Below are 18,701 nucleotides of genomic sequence, written 5' to 3' on the forward strand. Positions count from 1 at the left end.
AAAGTAGAACTAGCCTGCTATTTTCATAGCCCCCGACTTGGGTTGGCTATGCTTAGGTTAACTTCTGCACAAGCTGCAACAGCTCCTGCTGGGTCGAGCGGGTTTTGTCTTTGCCATACCAGCCGTGGATTTTTTCGGCGTATTCTTCATGGGTAGCGCCTTCGGCTTTCAGGCTTAGAAACAGTGCCTGTGCTACCGCCGGTCGAGGGCCCCAATGAGTAATTTCGGCAAGGGTATCAGCTTGTAAAACAACGAGTTTGGGGATGGAGCGACTGCCGTTGGTGAGATACTGGTCCATGAGGTCCAGGTTTTCGTCGCGCAGCAAGTAGCGGGAAGTCAGCTTGCCTGCCGAAGCCTGCACCACGGCCTCCAACACAGGTACAATTTGGGCCGCATCGCCGCACCAGCCTTCTGTGATTACTAGCCAGACGTAACGACCGGCCAAGTTGGCCACCGCTTCGCGCAGCTCCGGCAACAGCACGAGCGTTTTGTCGATGCGGCTCATGCGCTGCACGTTAAGCTGGGTGTAGTTCGTCAGCGCTTCCGACTGGTTAGGGCCGGTAGTGCGCTGTTGCTCCAGCAACTCGTCGATGAGCTGGCGGTAGGAAGTGTAGGAATAGCCCGCAGCCAAGCGTTCGGGAGTCAGGACGGGAGCCAGAGAAATATCCATGTGAGAATGAATCAGTTAGATAGATCCTTATAACAAATAAAAGCCCTCCTGTTTTAGAAGCAGAAGGGCTTTTTTCGAAATCAAGCGCCGAGTTTACAGGCTCACCGTTTCCTTGCCGGCGGCCGTCAGCTCGCGGCAATACGTGATAAAGTCTGTGTTGATGGGTTCCAGGTCGTGTTCGCGCAGGCGCGTAGCCACTTGGCCGCGGTGGTAGTTGGCGTGCACGTGCACATGCGTCAGAATATCAGACACTTGGCTTACATACGAATCGCCAACCGAATTGCTGTACGAAATGGTCCGGTGCAGCTCGGCATCGTCGGCGGCCTGCGCCATCTGATGCAGGCGCTCAGAGGTTTGCTCGTGCAGTTGGTGCAGTACCTCCAGCGTGTGCTCCTGCCACACTTTCACGGGGCTTTGTGTGCCGGTGAGGCGGGCAATCCAGATGTGTTGGGCGTTGAGTACGTGGCTGAACAAGCGCAGGCACACGGCCGGAATTTCCTGGCCCGAACGGGCTATTTCATCGAGGCGGCCGAGCAGCGTATTGTTGGCCCACACGTTGTAAGCCGCCAATTTTTCAATGGTATTGATCATGGGAAAAGAAAAAGAGAAGGAACACTACTGCCTTGGATCTTGCCAAACCAGCTTTTCTTCGGTTTTGTTCTTGTTAAAGTTGGGGCAGTTGCCATCGCCCTTGCCCGTGATGCCGCCGTCGGGTTGGCACATCACTTGGCCTTTGGCGTTGTAAAGCGTCGAAAACTGGTCGCAGCAGGCAGCGCTTTCGTAGTAAACTACTTGATTATCATAGCGATAACGAAATATCTGTGTGGGTGGGTTTTGCTTTTTCTGCGCCATTAGCTTTTGAATGCGGGCGTTGAGCCACGCGGGCCGGGCCGTGGTATCGAATGCCGCTTCGGGGCCGCGGTTCAGGTCGACGGTGTTGGTGCTGGTAGGCGCCGGGGTGGTGTTGCCGTTCACGTTGCCCGAAGTGGGGGCGTCGGTAGGCGTCGTGACGTTGACGTTGCGCTGGCAGGCGGCGGTCAGCAACACAGAGGCAAAAAGTAAAGACAGGCGCATAACAAAAGGGCTTGAAGGGGCGCGAAAGTACACACTGTGGCCAGTGGTGCAGGTGGGCAGCTTACAAAAAGCAACTCCAGAGGATCAGCGATTTCTTACGCCGAGCTTCCGTAATAGTTTATCTTTCAGAACATATGGGCCAGGCGTGGGCCAAATATGAGCGCGCCCACTACTACAGCCCCCAATGCCGCTACCAGTACGGCGCCGGCTGCCACGTCTTTGGCCTTGCCGGCCAACGGGTGATACTCCGGTGATACCAAGTCAGTTAGGGCTTCGATGGCCGTGTTGGCCAGCTCGGCACTCCAAACGGTGCCCACGGCCAGCGCGACCAAGGCCCACTCGGTGCTGCTGATCGTAAAATAAAATCCCAGCCCGATTACCACCACGGTGGCGGCGGCATGAAACTGCAAATGCACTTCCGAGCGCAGCGCGGCCGTCACCCCGCGAAACGCGTGGCCAAAGCTAGCGGCACGGCGACGGAGCAGGCTTGGCCGGGCCGGGTTGGGAGTTGGGTTATCCACGGGCGTCAAATTCACGAAATACCGTTTGCCGCAGGTTTTCCCATTCGGGGCGTAAAATGCTGAAATACACCGAGTCGCGGCGTACGCCGCCCTGCGTAAACATATGGCTGCGCAACGTGCCTTCTTCCGTTGCGCCCATCCGGCGCATGGCCTCCCGCGACTGCCAGTTGCGGGCATCCGTTTTGAGTTCGACACGCTCGCAGCCGAGTTCGCCAAAGGCGTATTTGAGCAGTAAGTGCTTGGCTGCCCGGTTGATACCCGTGCGCTGAAACTCCTTGCCCACCCACGTCCAGCCAATTTCGAGGCGCTTTTCTGGGATCGCGAAACTCCCGTAGCTGGTGCTACCCGCCAACCGGCCCGTCTCTAAATCAATGATGGCGAAGGGATACCGAATGTTTCGGGCCCGGTCACGCAGGGCCTGCGACAAATACGTCACTAATCCTACCGCATCCTTGGGGTTTGGCGTGGTGGTATAGCGCCAGATTTCGTCGTCGAAAATGATGTGCTTAAGCGCTTCAAAATCACCCACTTCGAGTGGTCGAAGGCGGACGCGGGAATTTTCAAGGGTGATACAGCGGGAGCAATCCATGGGGGCGGGAGTTGGGCAGGCAAAGATGCCCCGAAAAAATAAAAGCTGCCACCTTAACCATCACGCATCAAAGCCCAAGCCGCGCAGCAGCAGCTGGTATTCGGCGGCGGGCAAATGCCCCCCGCTGGCCTGCGGATGGCCGTGCGCAAAATTGGCGGGTGGCGTAGCGCCAATGCGAGCGAAGGCCTCGCGTAAAATATTGGGAATGTGTAGGTTACTGCTAGCGGCTCGGCCCGCCACGGCCACTGCCCCGTCGGGCAGGTAGCCCAGGTTGGCACAGAGCACCACCCGGTCGGGCAGGCGCTGAATCCACTGCTGGGCAATGAGGGGGTGAATTTGGCAGGGCGAATTAATGGTGATCACCGCCACGGGCGAAGCATCGGGGCCTTTTGGTGGAAATTTGGGCGGTAGCTTCCGGGCGACGTTGAGGGCAGCGCTCACTTCGGCGCGGTAGCCGGCAAGCTTTGGGTCTTGGGCAAGGCCCCGCGGATTGTCGTCGTGGAGCAGGTAGTGAAGGGGCAGTGCCAAGTCAAACTCACCGGCGCGGCGGGCGGCGTTGCACATGGCCACGGCTTCTTTCAACCACTTGGCCGTGTACTGCTTTTTGACTTCGGGAAGCAACGCCCAACGCGCTTGATCGCCCAAGTCGGAAATAACGCCAATGGCCGCAATCCATTGTAAATCAATTGCATTTGTTTCAGTGGCTATCAGCTCGTACGCCAGCCACGCCGAACAAGGCACTGGGTCGAGGCCGTAGCCGGTGAGCACCGTGCTGCCCGCCGGCGGATAGCCTTCCGGAATGTGGTGATCGACGTAGAGCACGGGAATGCCATCGGCTTCGAGCGTGCCGCTTTTGTGGACGCCTAAGTCGGTAACGATCAGTGCGTCAGGCTGAAATGCGAGCAGCTTTTCCCGCACACCAGGCGTGAGAAACGCATTCTCGCCTTTGCCCGACGGCACCACTACGACTTCCCAATCGGGCCCGATCTTTTGCATTCCGCGCCCAAATACGGCTCCGGCGCCCAAGCCATCGGCATCGAAATGGCAGTACACCACCACGCGCCCACGGGCCGGAATTTGGTTGAGAAACTGACGAAAAGGCGCGACGAACTGCGGGAAGGCTGGAGCCATACACAAAAGGGCAGCCGGCCTAAGCGCCAACTGCCCTTTTGTTCGTAAAGCACAACGAGAAGGTTGTACCGAAAAGCTACTTGATCTCGCCGACCATGTCCTCCGGCTTCAGCCATTCGTTGAACTGCTCCTCGGTTAGGTAGCCGAGTTTCAGTGCGGTTTCTTTCAGTGTACTGCCCTCACGGTGAGCCGTTTGGGCAATTTCGGCAGCTTTGTAGTAGCCAATGTGCGGGTTGAGCGCCGTGACCAGCATCAGCGACGAGTTAACGTGCTTGTCGATGTTGGCTTTGATGGGCTCGATTCCTTCCGCACAGCGGTCGTTGAACGACACGCATACGTCGCCTATCAGGCGGGCCGAATGCAGGAAGTTATAGATCATCAGGGGCTTGAACACGTTCAGCTCGAAGTGACCGGTGGCGCCGCCAATGTTGATAGCTACGTCATTACCAAGTACTTGTGCCGCCACCATCGTCATGGCTTCGCTCTGCGTGGGGTTTACTTTGCCGGGCATGATCGAAGAGCCGGGCTCGTTGTCGGGAATGTGGATTTCGCCGATGCCCGCCCGCGGACCCGACGACAGCATCCGGATGTCGTTGCCGATTTTCATCAGGCTGACCGCTACCGTTTTCAAAGCGCCGTGGGCTTCCACAATGGCGTCGTGAGCAGCTAGTGCTTCAAACTTGTTTTCGGCAGTTACGAAAGGCAAGCCCGTCAGGTCCGCGATGTGCTTGGCTACGTTTTCCGAGTAGTTCGGCGGCGTGTTAATACCCGTGCCGACGGCCGTTCCGCCCAGCGCCAGCTCCGAAAGGTGAGCCAAGGTGTTCTTGATCGCACGCAGGCCATGGTCGAGCTGCGACACATAGCCTGAGAACTCCTGGCCCAGCGTGAGCGGCGTGGCGTCCATGAAGTGCGTGCGGCCGATCTTAACGATGTGCATGAATTCCTGCGACTTACGCTTCAGCGTATCGCGCAGCTTCTCGATGCCGGGGATGGTCACTTCCACCAGAATCTTGTAGGCGGCAATGTGCATGGCCGTCGGGAAGGTGTCGTTCGACGATTGCGATTTGTTCACGTCGTCGTTGGGGGCCAACACTTTCTTTTCGTCGGTGAGCTGGCCGCCTTGCAGCACGTGACCGCGGTAAGCTACCACCTCGTTCACGTTCATGTTCGACTGCGTGCCAGAGCCCGTTTGCCACACCACCAGCGGAAACGCTTGGTCGAGCTTGCCTTCCAGAATCTCGTCGCATACCCGACCGATGAGCTCGGCTTTTTCGGCTGGCAACACGCCCGCATCGCGGTTGGTGAGGGCCGCCGCCTTCTTCAGATAGGCGAATGCCCGGATGATCTCCTTGGGCATCTTGTTGATATCCTGCGCGATCTGAAAGTTCTCGATCGAGCGTTGGGTTTGGGCGCCCCAGTAGGCGTCGGCGGGCACCTGTACGGGGCCCATGGTGTCTTTCTCGGTGCGGAATGGCATGTAGCTGATTGAGCTAGGGTGATGAATCCGGTGTTGGTAGCGGTAAAAGTACGGAACCCGTAGCGGGGGGCAAAGTTGGCAAAAGTCGTGGGCTGGCAGCCATTCACGGCCGGGCTGCGTACAAACTTGCCCGGCCCAACAAGTCGTGATTCCGCCTCTTTTCCACTTCCAAACCCCTTTCTACGTTATGAGTACGATCAAAAAAGTAATCGAGGTGTTAGCCTCCTCCGATAAAAGCTTTGAAGATGCTCTGCAACGGGCTCTTACCGAGGCCAGTACGACCGTAAAGGGCATTAAGTCGATTTACATCAAGGACCAAAGCTGCCGCGTGCGCGACAACAGAATTGTGGAGTACCGTATCACGGCCAAAATCAGCTTCGAGGTGATGCACAAATGGGACCCCAGCGGCATCAACACCGCTCCCGAAGAGCTACAGCAGCCCACCGCCGACGACGCCCCCGCCAGAAGCATCGACGGTGGCGGCACGCCCGATTACAGCCACGTCGAAGTCAAAACCGAACCTGATTTGCCCCGCGAAGTACAGCCCGGCGGCAGCGCCACCGAACCTGAAAGCGGCGGCGGTTACAGCGGCTAGAAGTTCGTTGGTTGAACATAAGTTACTGACAGTTAATGCGTTGTGAATACATCGTTTTCTGTCACCCCTATCTGTCATCCTGAGCAATGCGAAGGACCTTGTCACGTTTGCAGACGCCTGTAGTTCTGGCGTGATAAGGTCCTTCGCGTTGCTCAGGATGACATATTTTTTATAACTACTTACAGACCAAAGCGTTAGTCGATCCTAAATGACACGGTTACTTTCACCGTGCGGGCGGCCCGGCGGCCGTTGGCGGTGCCGGGGAGCCAGGTAGGGCCTTCCTGCACCAGTCGAATGGCTTCTTGGTCGCATTCGGGGCTGAGGCTGTCGAGCACTTTCACGTCTTCGATGGTGCCGGCAGCCGTAACCGTAAACTTCAGCTTGACGCTGCCTTCCAGATGCTGCTCCAAGGCTTTGTCGGGATATTTTAGCTCGCGCTTCAGGTACTCGTGGTAGGCCGTGAAGCCGCCTACCGGCGCGGGCGCAACAGGTGGCGGCGCGGGCATCCGGCTATTGGGTACCGCTGTTACTACTACTTCGTTAAGCGCCTTATTGTCAGCAGATAACGCCAATGCGAAAGTGCTGTCGCGATTAAGTTTGTGCTCTTGGGTTTCGTAGCCGATGGAGCTAACCGTGAGCTTGTCCTCCCCTTTTGGCACAGCAATGGAAAAGGAACCGTCGGCCGCCGTACTGGCCCCGATGGAAGTGCCTTTCACCTGTATTGTGGCACCGGGCAAGCCCGCTCCGTTTTGCTTGTCGATAATGCGGCCGCTAATGCGACGCGTATTACCCGTAAAGCCCTGAGAATTAGCAGTTGGGTTGCTCATCTGAGTCCGGAAAGCCGCGCTGGATTTTGCTTTCATAGGCGCCGCCGCAAGGCCCCCGATGGCAGCTGAGTCGGGGGCAGCGACCGCAACAGGTGCCTCTTTGGCCTCCATAGAGGCGCTGGCCACGGCATCGGCTAACCCCGTGGCTTCTCCGGTTGGAGTAGCTGCATCGGCCGCGTTTTTGCGCCGGCTCAAAGGCCGCGGTGCGCGTATGGGCGAGGACTGAGTAGAGCTTAGTGCTTCAAGATCAGCTTCTTGCGTTGGCGGTGCTGCGGCATATTCCGGCGCTGCTTTTTTGGTTGCCAACGGTGCGCTGGCCTTCGGCACCGCCCGGGGCCGTACGACCGCCGCCGTTTCCGCAGAACGGGAATTCATCGGCTGACGAAGGCCCAGCCACAGCAACGCGCCCGCTACTACCAGTAACGCTACCACTGCTGCCAGGCGTTGCCAAGCCCCTGCGGTGCGTTGGGGCGCTTCCTGCGCCAAACGAGCTTTCAGGCGCGTATGTAGCTGACTGATTGCGTGTTCCGTGGTTTCGGCGTCACTTACCGAAAGTCCTTCCAACACGTCGGCACAGCGTTCGCAGTCGAGGGTGTGTGCTTCTACGCGGTGCTGCTCGGTGGGAGGCAGCGTGCCCGCCACATACTGCCGCAGCAGCGCCAGCGGCAGGTGGCCGCCGGGCTCAGCCGGGAAGGAGGAAGGGGGTTGCTGATTAGCGGGCCGCATCGGGAGAAGGATCGAGAGAGCGTTTGAGGTTGCGTTTGCCGTTTTGCAGATGGCTTTTTACCAGCCCAAGATCATAGCCGGTGGCGTCGGCGATCTCGCGGTAGCATTTCTTTTCGAGGTAAAACAATTCGAGGCAGCGGCGTTGCGGCTCCGGCAGTCCGGCCAGTGCAAGTTCCAAGGCTTGCAGGCGCTCCTCGTTGGCCACTTCGTCGTCGGGGTTATCTCCTAACAGATGCGCGACCCCCGCAGATTCCACATCGGCGGCATCCGGAAAATGAATCACTACCGGTCCGCTTTCCGGGCCGGCGCGCTGGCGTGCCCGCAGCTGCATCAGGCAATGGTTGCGGGCTGTGGTATGCAGCCACGCCGGAAAATTGCTGACCTCGTGCTGCCGTAAGCTGACAACGAGTTTTTCAAATAGCTGCATGACAGCATCTTGCGCGTCTTCATCGGGCCGCAGGTAGCGCCTGCAAATGGCAAACACCGTCGGCATGTGCCGCTCATACAGCACTCCCAAGTCGGCTACCTCGCCTGTGCGGCGGTAGCGCGAAAGCAGCTCCTCATCGGAGAGCTCGGTGGGCGGTTGTGGGCGACGCTTGAAAAACATGCAGCCGCAGATTATGCAGATTTTCTCAAAACGACATTATGAAGCTAGTAATCCAGTTCCCTTCCTTTTTCAAATTCCGCGCATCAAGCGGCGAGGGGGTGCCCGCAGGACGGGGTGGTAACGGCGTTGTTTACAGGGGCAACTAAACAACCTCCGCACGCGGGCCAACTACCCCAGCGGCAGCTTCGCTGCCGCGTCCCCTCCTCAGCTGAGGAGGGGAGTGGAAAATTTCTGTGCTTGCTATATGGAATTCGGTAGAGTGGTGCATCAGGTTAGTGAACCTTCACCTCTAATGCCTGATGCCATGAAAATCCTACTCTTTCTGCTGACTATTTGCCTCGGTAGCATCATAATGCAACCGTCTGTCGCACAGACAGTTGTAAACAAGCCCTCAGCGGCCACAGCTGACACCGTTACGGTACGGGGCCGGGTTACCGATGCCCAAACTAAACAAGGTCTTCCGGGCGTAACGGTGCTAGTAAAGGGCACTGCTCTTGGTGTTTCCACTGATACTAATGGCTTCTATAAGTTAGTGGTGCCAAGTATTCGGGCCGTTTTGACGTTCAACTCAGTGGGCTACGCTACGGTCGAACGAAAACTGGATGCAAAAGCGACTGGTGCGCGTGTTGTCAATGTGGCCCTACACCCAGATACCAAGGCGCTACAAGAAGTGGTAGTAACGGGCGGTTCTCCCTCGCAAGCGTTGATGGGCAGTGTGAGCGGAGTACAGAGCCAAGCGGCCCACGACCGGAAGCAGAAGCGCGGGGGTGTTTCGGTTCAAATTCAGGGCATAAGCTCGATGCCGCGTGCGCCGTGGTATGGCCGCAGCGAGAGCTACGCCACTATTCAGGAAAACAGCTTCCATACAGCTCGGAAAGAGCCGCTTAGCACCTTTTCCATCGACGTAGATGCGGCCAGCTATTCGAATGTGCGCCGCTTCCTCAACGACGGCCAGCGCCCGCCCCGCGACGCGGTGCGCATCGAGGAAATGATCAACTACTTCACCTACGACTACCCACAACCGGCTGCTAATGAGCCCTTTTCGGTGACAACCGAACTGGCTACCTGCCCTTGGAACCCCAAGCACCAGTTGTTGCAAGTAGGCCTGCAAGGCAAAAAGGTAGAAACTAGCAACTTGCCAGCCGCCAACTTGGTGTTTCTGGTCGATGTGTCGGGCTCGATGAGCGGGCCTGACCGGCTGCCGCTGGTGCAATCGGCGTTGCGGCTGCTGGTGAAAGTTTTGCGGCCTCAAGATCGGGTGTCGCTGGTGGTGTATGCCGGGGCGGCCGGGGTGGTGCTGGAGCCCACGCCCGGCACCCGTCGCGCCGACATTCTCGACGCCATCGACCGCCTGCAAGCCGGTGGCTCCACGGCGGGCGGCGAGGGCTTGCGCCTGGCTTACAGTACAGCCCGCAAGTACTTCAATAAAGAAGGCAACAACCGCGTAATCTTGGCCACCGATGGCGATTTCAACGTGGGCGAGCAAAGCGATGCCGCTATGGAACGCCTCATCACCGAGGAGCGCGAATCGGGCGTCTTCCTGACGGTGCTGGGCGTAGGCGAAGGCAATCTGCAGGACAAAAAAATGGAGTTGCTGGCCGACAAAGGCAACGGCAACTACGCCTACCTCGACAACCTCGACGAAGCCCGTCGGGTACTGGTGCGGCAGTTTGGCGGTACGCTGTTTACCATCGCCAAGGACGTGAAGCTGCAACTCGAATTCAACCCGGCCCGCGTGCAGCAATACCGCCTCATCGGCTACGAAAACCGCGCCCTGGCCGACGAAGATTTCAACAACGACCGCAAGGATGCCGGCGAGCTTGGGGCGGGCCACACCGTCACGGCGCTCTACGAAATTGTGCCCGTTGGGGCGCCGCCCGTCGTCGATCCGCTTAAGTACCAGGCCAACCCAGCGGTAGCGCCCGCGTCCGCCACGGCCGATGTGATGACCGTGAAGCTGCGTTACAAGGAGCCCCAGGGCAGCACAAGTCGCCTGCTGGAACGGGCGCTGCGGGGTACAGCAACGCCCATTGTGCAAGCGTCTGAAAATCTGAGGTTTGCGGCGGCTGTTGCCCAATTCGGTATGCTGCTCCGTCAGTCCGACTACCGCGGGTCGGCAACTTTCGAAACCACCGCTAAGCTTGCCGAAGGTGCCCGCGGCAAAGACGCCGAAGGCTATCGGGCCGAGTTTGTGCGCTTGGTAAAAACAGCCGAAGCCGCCCGGCGGCCCACGGAAGACCCCGAGAGCTACGGCGTCCGCTAAAACAGAAAGGTCCTGCAACGTAAAGCTGCAGGACCTTCTTGGGTGAACGGTGGAGAGAAAGGGCTTAGGACGTAGACAGTAAGCAAAAAGAGTGCCCTACTGAGTATAAGTATGTGAGCGGCGTCAAAACTTTTTTCGTTGCGGCCGCCGGCCTCTAGAACGAGAAGTTCAACGAGGCTTTGACCACGCGGTTTTTGGCGTCGAAGTTGTTGTTTTTGTCGAGCGAGGTAAGGCCGTAATCGTAACCGGCGCTCAGGCCGAAGCCGCTTTCGAACTGATAGCCAATGCCGCCGGTCGCGGAAAAGTCGACGGGGCGGAACTGGTTTTTCACGTCGAAATCCTGCTTGAAGGCCGAAAAGCCGAGGGCGCTGGCGTTTACACGCACCTTGTTGCTGACCAAAAACGAAGCCTGCGGACCAGCATAGATGTACAGGCCGGGCGTGAGGTACGCTTTCGCTACCAACGGCACGTCAATGTAGGTCATGCGCGAGGTTGCCGTAACCTTAGCATTCAGGAAATCAAACTGTTGGAGCGGAATACGGCCCGAAAGCTCGGTGCCTTTCTCCGAGTACAGCACGCCGGGCTCAATGGCAAAATGCGGCCCCAGGGGCAACGTAGCGTACACGCCGGCATGAAAACCGGGTTTGGTCTGCTTCGTGACGGCGCCGTTGGTGTATTCGGTTACGTTCATCACGCTCTGCACGGCGTCGCCCGACCAGTCGGCCACGTTCACGCCGGCCCGAATGCCGAATTGCACGCCGTTAGCAGTGCCTATAGAAGACTGACTAACAGGCCGTTGGTACGTAGCCCGCGATTCGTACTGCGGGCCGTTGTAAGCGGGTACGCGGTGTTTCTGAACTTGAGCCTGCGCGGCGGTAATCGAAACAAAAGACAATAGGGTAGCGGCGGCCAAGCGGCCGAATTTTGAAATCGTGTTCATGGCTATTAGTAAGGGAGGTCGGGAAAGACAGACTTCGCGGGTCGCCGCATTGCGCGTTTGCGGCTGTGACCTAGCTTCGGAAGGGTATATCAAAAAACCGTGCCAAACCTTGATTAAGCCAAGCGAGTAGTATGGTAACTAATTCATAGTCAATAAATTATAACAATAACTTTCCGGCTGTTCTATTTCTTCAATCGCAGAAAAACTCTGAATAATCTTGCTTTAGTGCCGAGCTGCATTCACGGTTTATCGAAGAAAAATAGTCCCCGGAGGGTATTTTCGGTAGTCCGTCTTCGGGGGTAGAACCAGCCAGATATCCACTCTCGTTTTGGGCATTTCAGGAGAGGAATGCACAATATGAACTTGCCCTACGGCTGCTGGAGCAATTCGAAGAACTGCTGCTGTTTGTTGGTCGAGCACATGTCCGTTAAGCGCAAAGGCGAGTGGCCCATGCAGGCCGAGCTGGCGACCCAATTGACGGAACGACTTGCTACGAATATGCTTGGATGTGGTAATATCGATTACCCCAATGCCCAGGTTTTGCAACTGAGGCGCTGCCTCCTGAGCAGCAGGAGCATCTGAGCCTTTGTACACCGTGACTTTCTTAATCTCTTGGGGATCAAAGTCTGATAAGACCCCATTGATGATAACGGTAGAATTGAGCACGTATACTGGATCCGGAATGGCTATCTGAGGCCGGCTGTAGGAAGCCGTTTCTTGGGCGTAACTCCCGACGGGATAACTGCACACCCCTAGTAGGCATAGCATGCGAAGCCAGCAATAACGCATAGAGTAGGTTTGGGGAGGACGGGTAGTAAAGTGCAAAGGCTAAAACTAGGCACCTGTAGCTGATTTATCCTCACAATTGCTAGATTCCTGCTGAATGCTAAGTTTCACAAACTGCTAACTATGAAGCGCTTCTGCAAAATACCTTTTGTCAGGTCGCTTGCTTTCTGAGAAACAGAGATTGAAGTAATCTCTGTTTCTCAGAAAGCAAGCCAATTTGAGAACGCCGTAAGGACCTGAGGCGGGGTGCACATCCTCCCGCCTAACCCTACTCTCTTATTTAGGAATTAAGGTTAGGTTAGCGATCTTATTACCCAGCTCTTTGGACATTTCTACGGAAACGGCCTGAGTAGTCGGGTAGTGCAAGCCCGCGTAGACCCTGGAATATGAGGCCTCTTCCCGCATGGCCGTAATGGAAGCATAGTGCCGCGGAGCTAACCCTCTCCAGGAGTACGCGTTGTCGGTTACCGGGATGTCGCCGCATTCTCTTATTAACACCTGCATAATGGGACCGACTATCCCGACAAGGCCGGAAGGATACTCAGGGTAAGCTGGCGTAGGCAAATACGGCAGCCAGGCCGGATCAATCTTCCGTTGGATATAAGTCACTGGGCGAATAAGGTTATATTGATATTTGGCTCTGAACGTAACAACAGGACCGTCCTTCATCGCAATGCCGGTTTTGGCGTACAATTGCGTCGCCTCTCCTAGCTTAGCCTGCTTGTTTTCCAGGATCCCGGTTATGATCGAAAGCATATGGTAAGGAGCCGGAACCCCTACGCCCGCCCCGCCCGCATCTGCCCACCAATCGGCGATTGCTTTTTGCTCCGGGGTTAGTGCTTTGCCTATGTCATATACTGCTTTTGCTTCTTTTATAGAATTGTGATGCCGGATCTTCTGAATACGGAACGGGCAACGGAGGCGCTGTAGCTGTTAGGTTTGAGGACAGAAAAGGCCTTGAATCCTTTAAAAAAGGTCCTACCGGGGCAGCAAAAGCTGGTGGGGTAAGCACCCATGACCCTGGAAACACAGGCGGCACATATCCTTGGCTGCCTAGGTTGAAATTATCGGTTGTGGACCAGTTGTAAATAGCCGCCGCAACGGCTCGCCCATAGGCTTGCGAACGGGTAATAGCTTCCTGAGAGGCGCTTGCTTTAAACCGGATGTTGTAGGCATTTTCCAGTGAGTCAATACGAGCTTTGTCCGCGTCCGTCAGCCCAACTAAAAACTGCTTGAACAAGCTGGCCAGAGCAGCATTGGCACTGGCGCCCCACAGATACTCCCGGCCTTGTTCCGGGGCTGGCATAGTAGGCATTTGATATAGCTGGGAAGCCAAACTCACCGCGCCTTTTGTGCTGGGACGCACGGCTTCATAAAGGCCCACCCCGATGTACCCAAAGTTTCGGTAGTTGGAGATAATAACCGGTTGCGGACTAGTGCGCAGCTGCGTTTTTGCAATGAGCTTGTACCAGTCGTACACGACGGTGGCGCTTTCCTGTTGGGGTTTGGGCGGCTGGTGAAATAGTTGCTCAACGAAGTCGTCGCAGCTGTAGAAGAGCAAACCGGAAAGGAACAGCATAACCAGAGGAACCACTTTCCGACGGTTGGGCAGAGATAGGTGCTTCATAGTAAAAGAAGGGATTGGTGAAAGAATCGAGAATGAGGGAACAGGTGCAGCCCTCAGGGCAAGCTTCCTGCTGAGGAGCAGCGGCTCCGTCCAAACCAACAAAGCGGTGAAAGGCCGTCAGCTGGCAAGGGCCAGCACAGCAGGAGGCATCCAATAAGAGTTGGAAAAAGAATTGGGATGCCTCGGATGGCAGAAGAGTTACTCTTCGCCGGATCGAAAAAGCTTAACGCTTACACCAGAACCGTCGCCAAGACGGTGCCCATGAACCAACGAACCCCTACCGGGAAGCTCGTTACCGGATCCACTCCACTAGGATAAATATGCTATGTAATATATATAAATTAACTAGTATATCCCGGTCTCACGACCAGATTGCCTAACCCCGGTTTTCAAGTCCCCGATCCATTGTGCACGCCGCAATTAGGTAAGCATCAGTGGCTAATCTCAAGCCGGCGATCCGTGTAAGCGCGCGAAAAGATTTTGCTTTTGTAAAATCCTTTTCTGACTTTTAGCCCGTCAGCACCGCAAACTCATGCTACCTCAACAGGCCCGCTTCTTTTTTAGCTATTACTTCTACTACGCTCAGGCGTAGCAGCGAGGCCTTTTTGTAGCTAACCCATACAAAAACTTAAAAGCCTCCTGCACCCCAGGGGGCTTTTTTAATGACCCGCCTTTTCAACATATGAACCCCACGGCTCCTTTTTTTTACGGCTATTATTACTTCTTCTTCTGGAAGAAGCGGGGCCTCGTTTGCACATCCTAACCAAGGAGAACCAAAGGGCCCCGCACAGCGGAGGCCCTTTTTTATTTCGTCAGCAGCATACGCTTTATGAACCATACCATCGCCATTCAAGGCTTCGAAGGCAGCTTCCACCAGATTGCCGCCCAGCACTATTTCGGCCCCGCCCTCACGCTGGCGCCGTGCGCCACGTTCACGGAAGTGGTGCGGCAGGTAACGTGCGGCGAAGCGCATCGGGGTGTAATGGCCATCGAAAATTCCATTGCGGGCAGTATCTTGCCGAATTATAACTTATTGCAACAGAACGAGTTGCAAATAAGTGGCGAAGTGTACCTCACCATTGGACAACACCTGATGGCGTTGCCCGGCCAGTCCTTGGCCGATATTCGGGAGGTGCATTCGCACCCGATGGCTCTCCTGCAATGCGCCGATTTTCTGAGCCAGTATCCGCACCTGCGGCTGGTCGAAACCGAAGATACTGCCCTGAGTGCCAAGCGCATCCGCGACAACCAGCTGGCAGGTGTGGCGGCCGTAGCAGGCCGGCTGGCCGCCGACTTGTTCGAGATGGACATCCTGGCCGCCGACATTCAGTCGGCCAAGGAAAACTACACGCGCTTTCTGGTAGTCGAGCGGCCGGAAGACGCCCAATCGCCTGCGAGCCCTAATAAAGCGTCGCTGTATTTCCACACCGTCAACACACCAGGCAGCCTCGTGAAAGTGCTGAGCTGCATTGCCGACCACAATATCAACCTCTCCAAGCTGCAATCCATTCCGCATCCGGGCCGCATCTGGGAGTACTTCATTCTGGCCGATCTGGAATTTGATCGCCCCGAGCAGTTTCAGGCCGCCCTGCATGCCGTGGAACAAGTCGCCGAAGGCCTGCGGGTACTGGGCGTGTATCAAAAAGGAATAACGTATTGATTTTATATAATTAATTGATTATCAGATAATTATTTCTGATCACGTACTTCACTTCTCGCCTCTCATGCCTCTTCACATAAGCACCGCCCAGCGCCTGGCCCACACCGGGGAGTACTACTTCTCCCGGAAGCTCCGCGAAATCGACGCCCTGAACAAAGCCGGCGCCAACGTCATCAACTTAGGCATTGGCAGCCCCGACATGCCGCCGCATCCCTCGGTGATTGCCGAGCTAAACCAACAGGCCCAACTGCCCAACACCCACGCCTACCAGAATTACAAAGGCATTCCGGCGCTCCGCAGCGCCATGGCCGACTGGTACGCCCGCTTCTACGGCGTTTCCCTCGACTCAGAAGGGGAAGTGATGCCGCTGCTGGGCTCGAAGGAAGGCATTATGCACATCTGCATGACCTTTTTGCAAGAAGGCGACGAAGCCCTAATCCCGAACCCCGGGTACCCGACTTACCGCGCCGCCGTACAGCTCAGCAGCGCCACGCCCGTCGACTACGACCTCACGGCCGACAACCACTGGCTGCCCGACCTGAAGGCGCTCGCCCAACAGGATTTGAGCCGGGCAAAGCTGATGTTTGTCAATTACCCGCACATGCCCACCGGCGCCCGCGCCGACGCGGCTTTTTTCGCGGAGCTGGTGGCCTTTGCCCAAGCGCACAACATTCTGCTGGTGCACGACAATCCGTATAGCTTTATCCTCAACGATCAGCCTGCCAGCTTATTAGCCACGCCGGGCGCGCGGGAAGTAGCCTTGGAGCTAAACTCCCTGAGCAAGTCGCACAACATGGCCGGTTGGCGCGTGGGCATGCTGGTTGGCCGAGCCGATCTGTTGCAGGAAGTGCTGCGCTTCAAGAGCAACATGGATTCGGGCATGTTTCTGCCCGTGCAGCGCGCCGCCGTAGTGGCGCTGGGGCTGGGCGAGGAATGGTACGCCGAGCTCAACGCCCATTACCGCGCCCGACGCGAGCTGGTGTTCGATTTGTTGCGTGCCATTGGTTGTACTTTCGATGCGCAGCAGACCGGCCTGTTTGTGTGGGCCGCCATTCCGGCTGGCTTCGCCGACGGTTACGCGCTGAGCGACAGAATACTGGATGCGGCACGGGTGTTTATCACGCCGGGCGGCATTTTTGGCACCAACGGCGACCAGTTCATCCGGGTGAGCCTGTGCCAGCCCGAAGCCGTGCTACGCGCCTCATTGGATCGAATTGTAAGTGCCCTGCACACTAGCCCGGCCAACGCCTAAGAACATGGTTGTCACGATAATAGGAGTGGGGTTGATTGGCGGCTCGCTGGCCTTAAGCCTGAAAGCGCACGGCGTGGCCGGCAGCGTGATCGGGGTCGATCAGAGTGCCGAAAACCTGCGCAAAGCCTTGGAGTTGAACCTCATTGATGAAGGCACCACCGACTTGGCCGCGGCCGTACGCCGCTCGAGCTTGGTGGTGGTGGCCGTGCCCATGGACGCCATGCTGACGGTGCTGCCGCAGGTATTGGATGTGGTTGATCAGCAAGTAGTTATTGACGTCGGCTCGACGAAAGAAAAGCTGCTGACCGCCGTTGCCGACCACCCGCACCGCGACCGTTTTGTGGCGGTGCACCCCATGGCCGGTACCGAATATTCAGGGCCGGAAGCGGCGGTGCCTCACCTGTTTGAAGACAAAACGCTCGTAATCTGCGATGCCGAGCATAGTCATCCGGCTGCCGTGGCACTGGTAGAAAAGGTGTTTCAGCAGCTGCAAATGCGCCTCGTGTACCTCGATGCAGCCTCCCACGACGTGCACACGGCCTACGTGTCGCACATTTCCCACATTACTTCTTTCGCGCTGGCGCTCACGGTGTTAGAGAAAGAGAAAGAAGAACAGCGCATCTTTGAGCTGGCCAGCGGCGGCTTCGAATCGACGGTGCGCTTGGCCAAAAGCTCCTCGGCGATGTGGGTGCCCATTTTCCGCCAAAACCGCCTGAATGTGCTCGACGTGCTCGACGAGCACCTGCGCCAGCTTCAGCACATGCGCGATATTTTGCAACAAGAAGACTATCAGGCGTTTACCAACCTGATTGAACAAGCCAACGTCATTCGTAAAATCTTAAAATAATGGATCAGTCATCTCCCCTGGCCGCCCTCGGCAAGCCTTCCATTCACAAAAAGCCGCTCATCATCTCGGGCCCGTGCAGCGCCGAAACCGAGCAGCAGACCATCGAAACCTGCACGCGTCTCGCGGCTACCGGCAAAGTCGATATGCTGCGCGCCGGCATCTGGAAGCCGCGCACCAAGCCCGGCCTGTTCGAAGGCATCGGCACGAAAGGCTTGCCGTGGATGAAAAAGGCCAAAGACCTTACAGGCCTGCCGATTACGGTGGAAGTAGCCACGGCCAAGCACGTGGAGGACTGCCTCGCCTTCGATGTGGACGTGCTCTGGATCGGTGCCCGCACGACCGTAAACCCCTTTTCGGTGCAGGAAGTGGCCGATGCCCTGCGCGGCGTGAACATTCCGGTGCTGATCAAAAACCCAATCAACCCCGACATCGAGCTGTGGACGGGCGCCGTGGAGCGCATTGCCAAAGCCGGTATTAAAGATATTGGTCTGATTCACAGAGGATTCTCTAGCTACGGCAACACCGATTTTCGCAATGCCCCGATGTGGCACCTGCCCATCGAGATGAAGCTGCGCCTGCCCGAATTGCCGCTTATCTGCGACCCAAGCCACATTGGTGGTCGCCGCGATGTGCTGCAAAGCATCGCCCAAAAGGCCATCGACCTCGACTACGACGGCCTGATGATCGAATCGCACATCGACCCCGACAATGCCTGGAGCGACGCCAAGCAGCAAGTGACGCCGGAGCGCCTGGGCGAGCTGATTGATAGCCTCATCTGGCGCGCCGAAACCACTGACAAACAAGAGTTTCTGACCGCGTTGGAGCGCCTGCGTCAGCAGATTAACCACATCGACGACGAGATCATGCAGCTCATCAGCAACCGCATGGCCATTGCCGAGCAAATCGGGGTGTACAAAAAGGAGAATAACATCACCATTCTGCAGCCCAGCCGCTGGGGCGAAATTTTGGAGCGCGGCGTAAAGAAAGGCGCCAAGCTAGGCCTAACGGAAGACTTCATTCATAAGTACCTGGATGCCATCCACATCGAGTCTATCAACCGCCAGAACAACGTGATGAATAAGTAGGAGCGAAGCATTTTCATTTCTCCT

19 protein-coding genes are annotated in these 18,701 nt (G+C 56.8%); 6 read left to right on the forward strand and 13 right to left on the reverse strand.

Going from position 1 to position 18,701, the window contains the following annotated elements:
- Window positions 1-52: 52 nt before the first annotated feature.
- From FHG12_RS08250 to fumC, 7 genes are all read right to left on the reverse strand, one after another.
- Entirely contained in the window at window positions 53-670 is a 618-nt protein-coding gene (locus FHG12_RS08250; RefSeq protein ID WP_139515276.1) for a thioredoxin family protein, read from the reverse strand.
- A gap of 93 nt (window positions 671-763) precedes the next feature.
- A complete protein-coding gene (locus tag FHG12_RS08255) occupies window positions 764-1,261 on the reverse strand; it encodes a DinB family protein (RefSeq protein ID WP_139515277.1) in 498 nt (165 codons plus the stop codon).
- Between the two features lie 24 nt (window positions 1,262-1,285).
- Complete coding sequence (locus FHG12_RS08260) at window positions 1,286-1,744, reverse strand: DUF6970 domain-containing protein (RefSeq protein ID WP_139515278.1); 459 nt, start codon at window positions 1,742-1,744, stop codon at window positions 1,286-1,288.
- A 125-nt stretch (window positions 1,745-1,869) separates the two neighbouring features.
- Window positions 1,870-2,280 carry a diacylglycerol kinase family protein gene (locus FHG12_RS08265; RefSeq protein WP_230471328.1) on the reverse strand — a complete coding sequence of 137 codons (411 nt, stop codon included), beginning with the start codon at window positions 2,278-2,280 and terminating at the stop codon, window positions 1,870-1,872.
- Complete coding sequence (locus tag FHG12_RS08270; protein ID WP_139515279.1) at window positions 2,258-2,854, reverse strand: GNAT family N-acetyltransferase; 597 nt, start codon at window positions 2,852-2,854, stop codon at window positions 2,258-2,260. The genes FHG12_RS08265 and FHG12_RS08270 overlap by 23 nt, the downstream gene beginning before the upstream one ends.
- Window positions 2,855-2,914: 60 nt before the next feature.
- Window positions 2,915-3,985 (reverse strand): DHH family phosphoesterase, encoded by a 1,071-nt coding sequence (locus FHG12_RS08275; RefSeq protein ID WP_139515280.1) that lies wholly within the window; start codon window positions 3,983-3,985, stop codon window positions 2,915-2,917.
- Between the two features lie 76 nt (window positions 3,986-4,061).
- On the reverse strand, window positions 4,062-5,462 hold the full coding sequence (gene fumC / locus FHG12_RS08280; RefSeq protein WP_139515281.1) for a class II fumarate hydratase: 1,401 nt from the start codon (window positions 5,460-5,462) through the stop codon (window positions 4,062-4,064).
- 187 nt (window positions 5,463-5,649) lie between these two features.
- Here fumC and FHG12_RS08285 point away from each other — a divergent pair, with 187 nt between their 5' ends.
- The gene (locus FHG12_RS08285; protein ID WP_139515282.1) at window positions 5,650-6,057 is read left to right on the forward strand and encodes a dodecin family protein; all 408 of its coding nucleotides are present in this window, start codon (window positions 5,650-5,652) and stop codon (window positions 6,055-6,057) included.
- A 194-nt stretch (window positions 6,058-6,251) separates the two neighbouring features.
- Here the strand turns inward: FHG12_RS08285 and FHG12_RS08290 are convergent, their stop codons facing one another.
- Both FHG12_RS08290 and FHG12_RS08295 read right to left on the reverse strand, forming a co-directional pair.
- The gene (locus tag FHG12_RS08290) at window positions 6,252-7,610 is read right to left on the reverse strand and encodes a TonB family protein (RefSeq protein ID WP_139515283.1); all 1,359 of its coding nucleotides are present in this window, start codon (window positions 7,608-7,610) and stop codon (window positions 6,252-6,254) included.
- Window positions 7,597-8,217 (reverse strand): RNA polymerase sigma factor, encoded by a 621-nt coding sequence (locus FHG12_RS08295; protein WP_139515284.1) that lies wholly within the window; start codon window positions 8,215-8,217, stop codon window positions 7,597-7,599. The genes FHG12_RS08290 and FHG12_RS08295 overlap by 14 nt, the downstream gene beginning before the upstream one ends.
- A gap of 352 nt (window positions 8,218-8,569) precedes the next feature.
- Between FHG12_RS08295 and FHG12_RS08300 the strand changes: the two genes are divergently transcribed.
- The gene (locus FHG12_RS08300) at window positions 8,570-10,480 is read left to right on the forward strand and encodes a YfbK domain-containing protein (RefSeq protein WP_230471329.1); all 1,911 of its coding nucleotides are present in this window, start codon (window positions 8,570-8,572) and stop codon (window positions 10,478-10,480) included.
- 154 nt (window positions 10,481-10,634) lie between these two features.
- On the opposite strand, the gene FHG12_RS08305 is transcribed toward FHG12_RS08300, so the two are convergent.
- From FHG12_RS08305 to FHG12_RS08320, 4 genes are all read right to left on the reverse strand, one after another.
- Window positions 10,635-11,420: a porin family protein gene (locus FHG12_RS08305; RefSeq protein ID WP_139515286.1), complete on the reverse strand. Its 786-nt coding sequence runs from the start codon at window positions 11,418-11,420 to the stop codon at window positions 10,635-10,637.
- 246 nt (window positions 11,421-11,666) lie between these two features.
- On the reverse strand, window positions 11,667-12,086 hold the full coding sequence (locus tag FHG12_RS08310; RefSeq protein ID WP_139515287.1) for a hypothetical protein: 420 nt from the start codon (window positions 12,084-12,086) through the stop codon (window positions 11,667-11,669).
- A gap of 396 nt (window positions 12,087-12,482) precedes the next feature.
- Window positions 12,483-12,962 carry a phosphatase PAP2 family protein gene (locus FHG12_RS08315; protein ID WP_139515288.1) on the reverse strand — a complete coding sequence of 160 codons (480 nt, stop codon included), beginning with the start codon at window positions 12,960-12,962 and terminating at the stop codon, window positions 12,483-12,485.
- A 94-nt stretch (window positions 12,963-13,056) separates the two neighbouring features.
- Window positions 13,057-13,833, reverse strand: coding sequence for a hypothetical protein (locus FHG12_RS08320; RefSeq protein WP_139515289.1), 777 nt, complete (start codon window positions 13,831-13,833; stop codon window positions 13,057-13,059).
- 829 nt (window positions 13,834-14,662) lie between these two features.
- Here FHG12_RS08320 and FHG12_RS08325 point away from each other — a divergent pair.
- From FHG12_RS08325 to FHG12_RS08340, 4 genes are all read left to right on the forward strand, one after another.
- Window positions 14,663-15,493 (forward strand): prephenate dehydratase, encoded by an 831-nt coding sequence (locus tag FHG12_RS08325; RefSeq protein ID WP_139515290.1) that lies wholly within the window; start codon window positions 14,663-14,665, stop codon window positions 15,491-15,493.
- 64 nt (window positions 15,494-15,557) lie between these two features.
- Window positions 15,558-16,745, forward strand: a complete 1,188-nt coding sequence (locus tag FHG12_RS08330; RefSeq protein WP_139515291.1) for a pyridoxal phosphate-dependent aminotransferase — start codon at window positions 15,558-15,560, stop codon at window positions 16,743-16,745.
- 4 nt (window positions 16,746-16,749) lie between these two features.
- A complete protein-coding gene (locus tag FHG12_RS08335; protein WP_139515292.1) occupies window positions 16,750-17,592 on the forward strand; it encodes a prephenate dehydrogenase in 843 nt (280 codons plus the stop codon).
- On the forward strand, window positions 17,592-18,677 hold the full coding sequence (locus FHG12_RS08340; RefSeq protein ID WP_139515293.1) for a chorismate mutase: 1,086 nt from the start codon (window positions 17,592-17,594) through the stop codon (window positions 18,675-18,677). Before FHG12_RS08335 ends, FHG12_RS08340 begins: the two co-directional genes overlap by 1 nt.
- The last annotated feature ends 24 nt before the right edge of the window (window positions 18,678-18,701 follow it).

Source organism: Hymenobacter jejuensis (assembly GCF_006337165.1).
GTDB classification, from domain to species: domain Bacteria; phylum Bacteroidota; class Bacteroidia; order Cytophagales; family Hymenobacteraceae; genus Hymenobacter; species Hymenobacter jejuensis.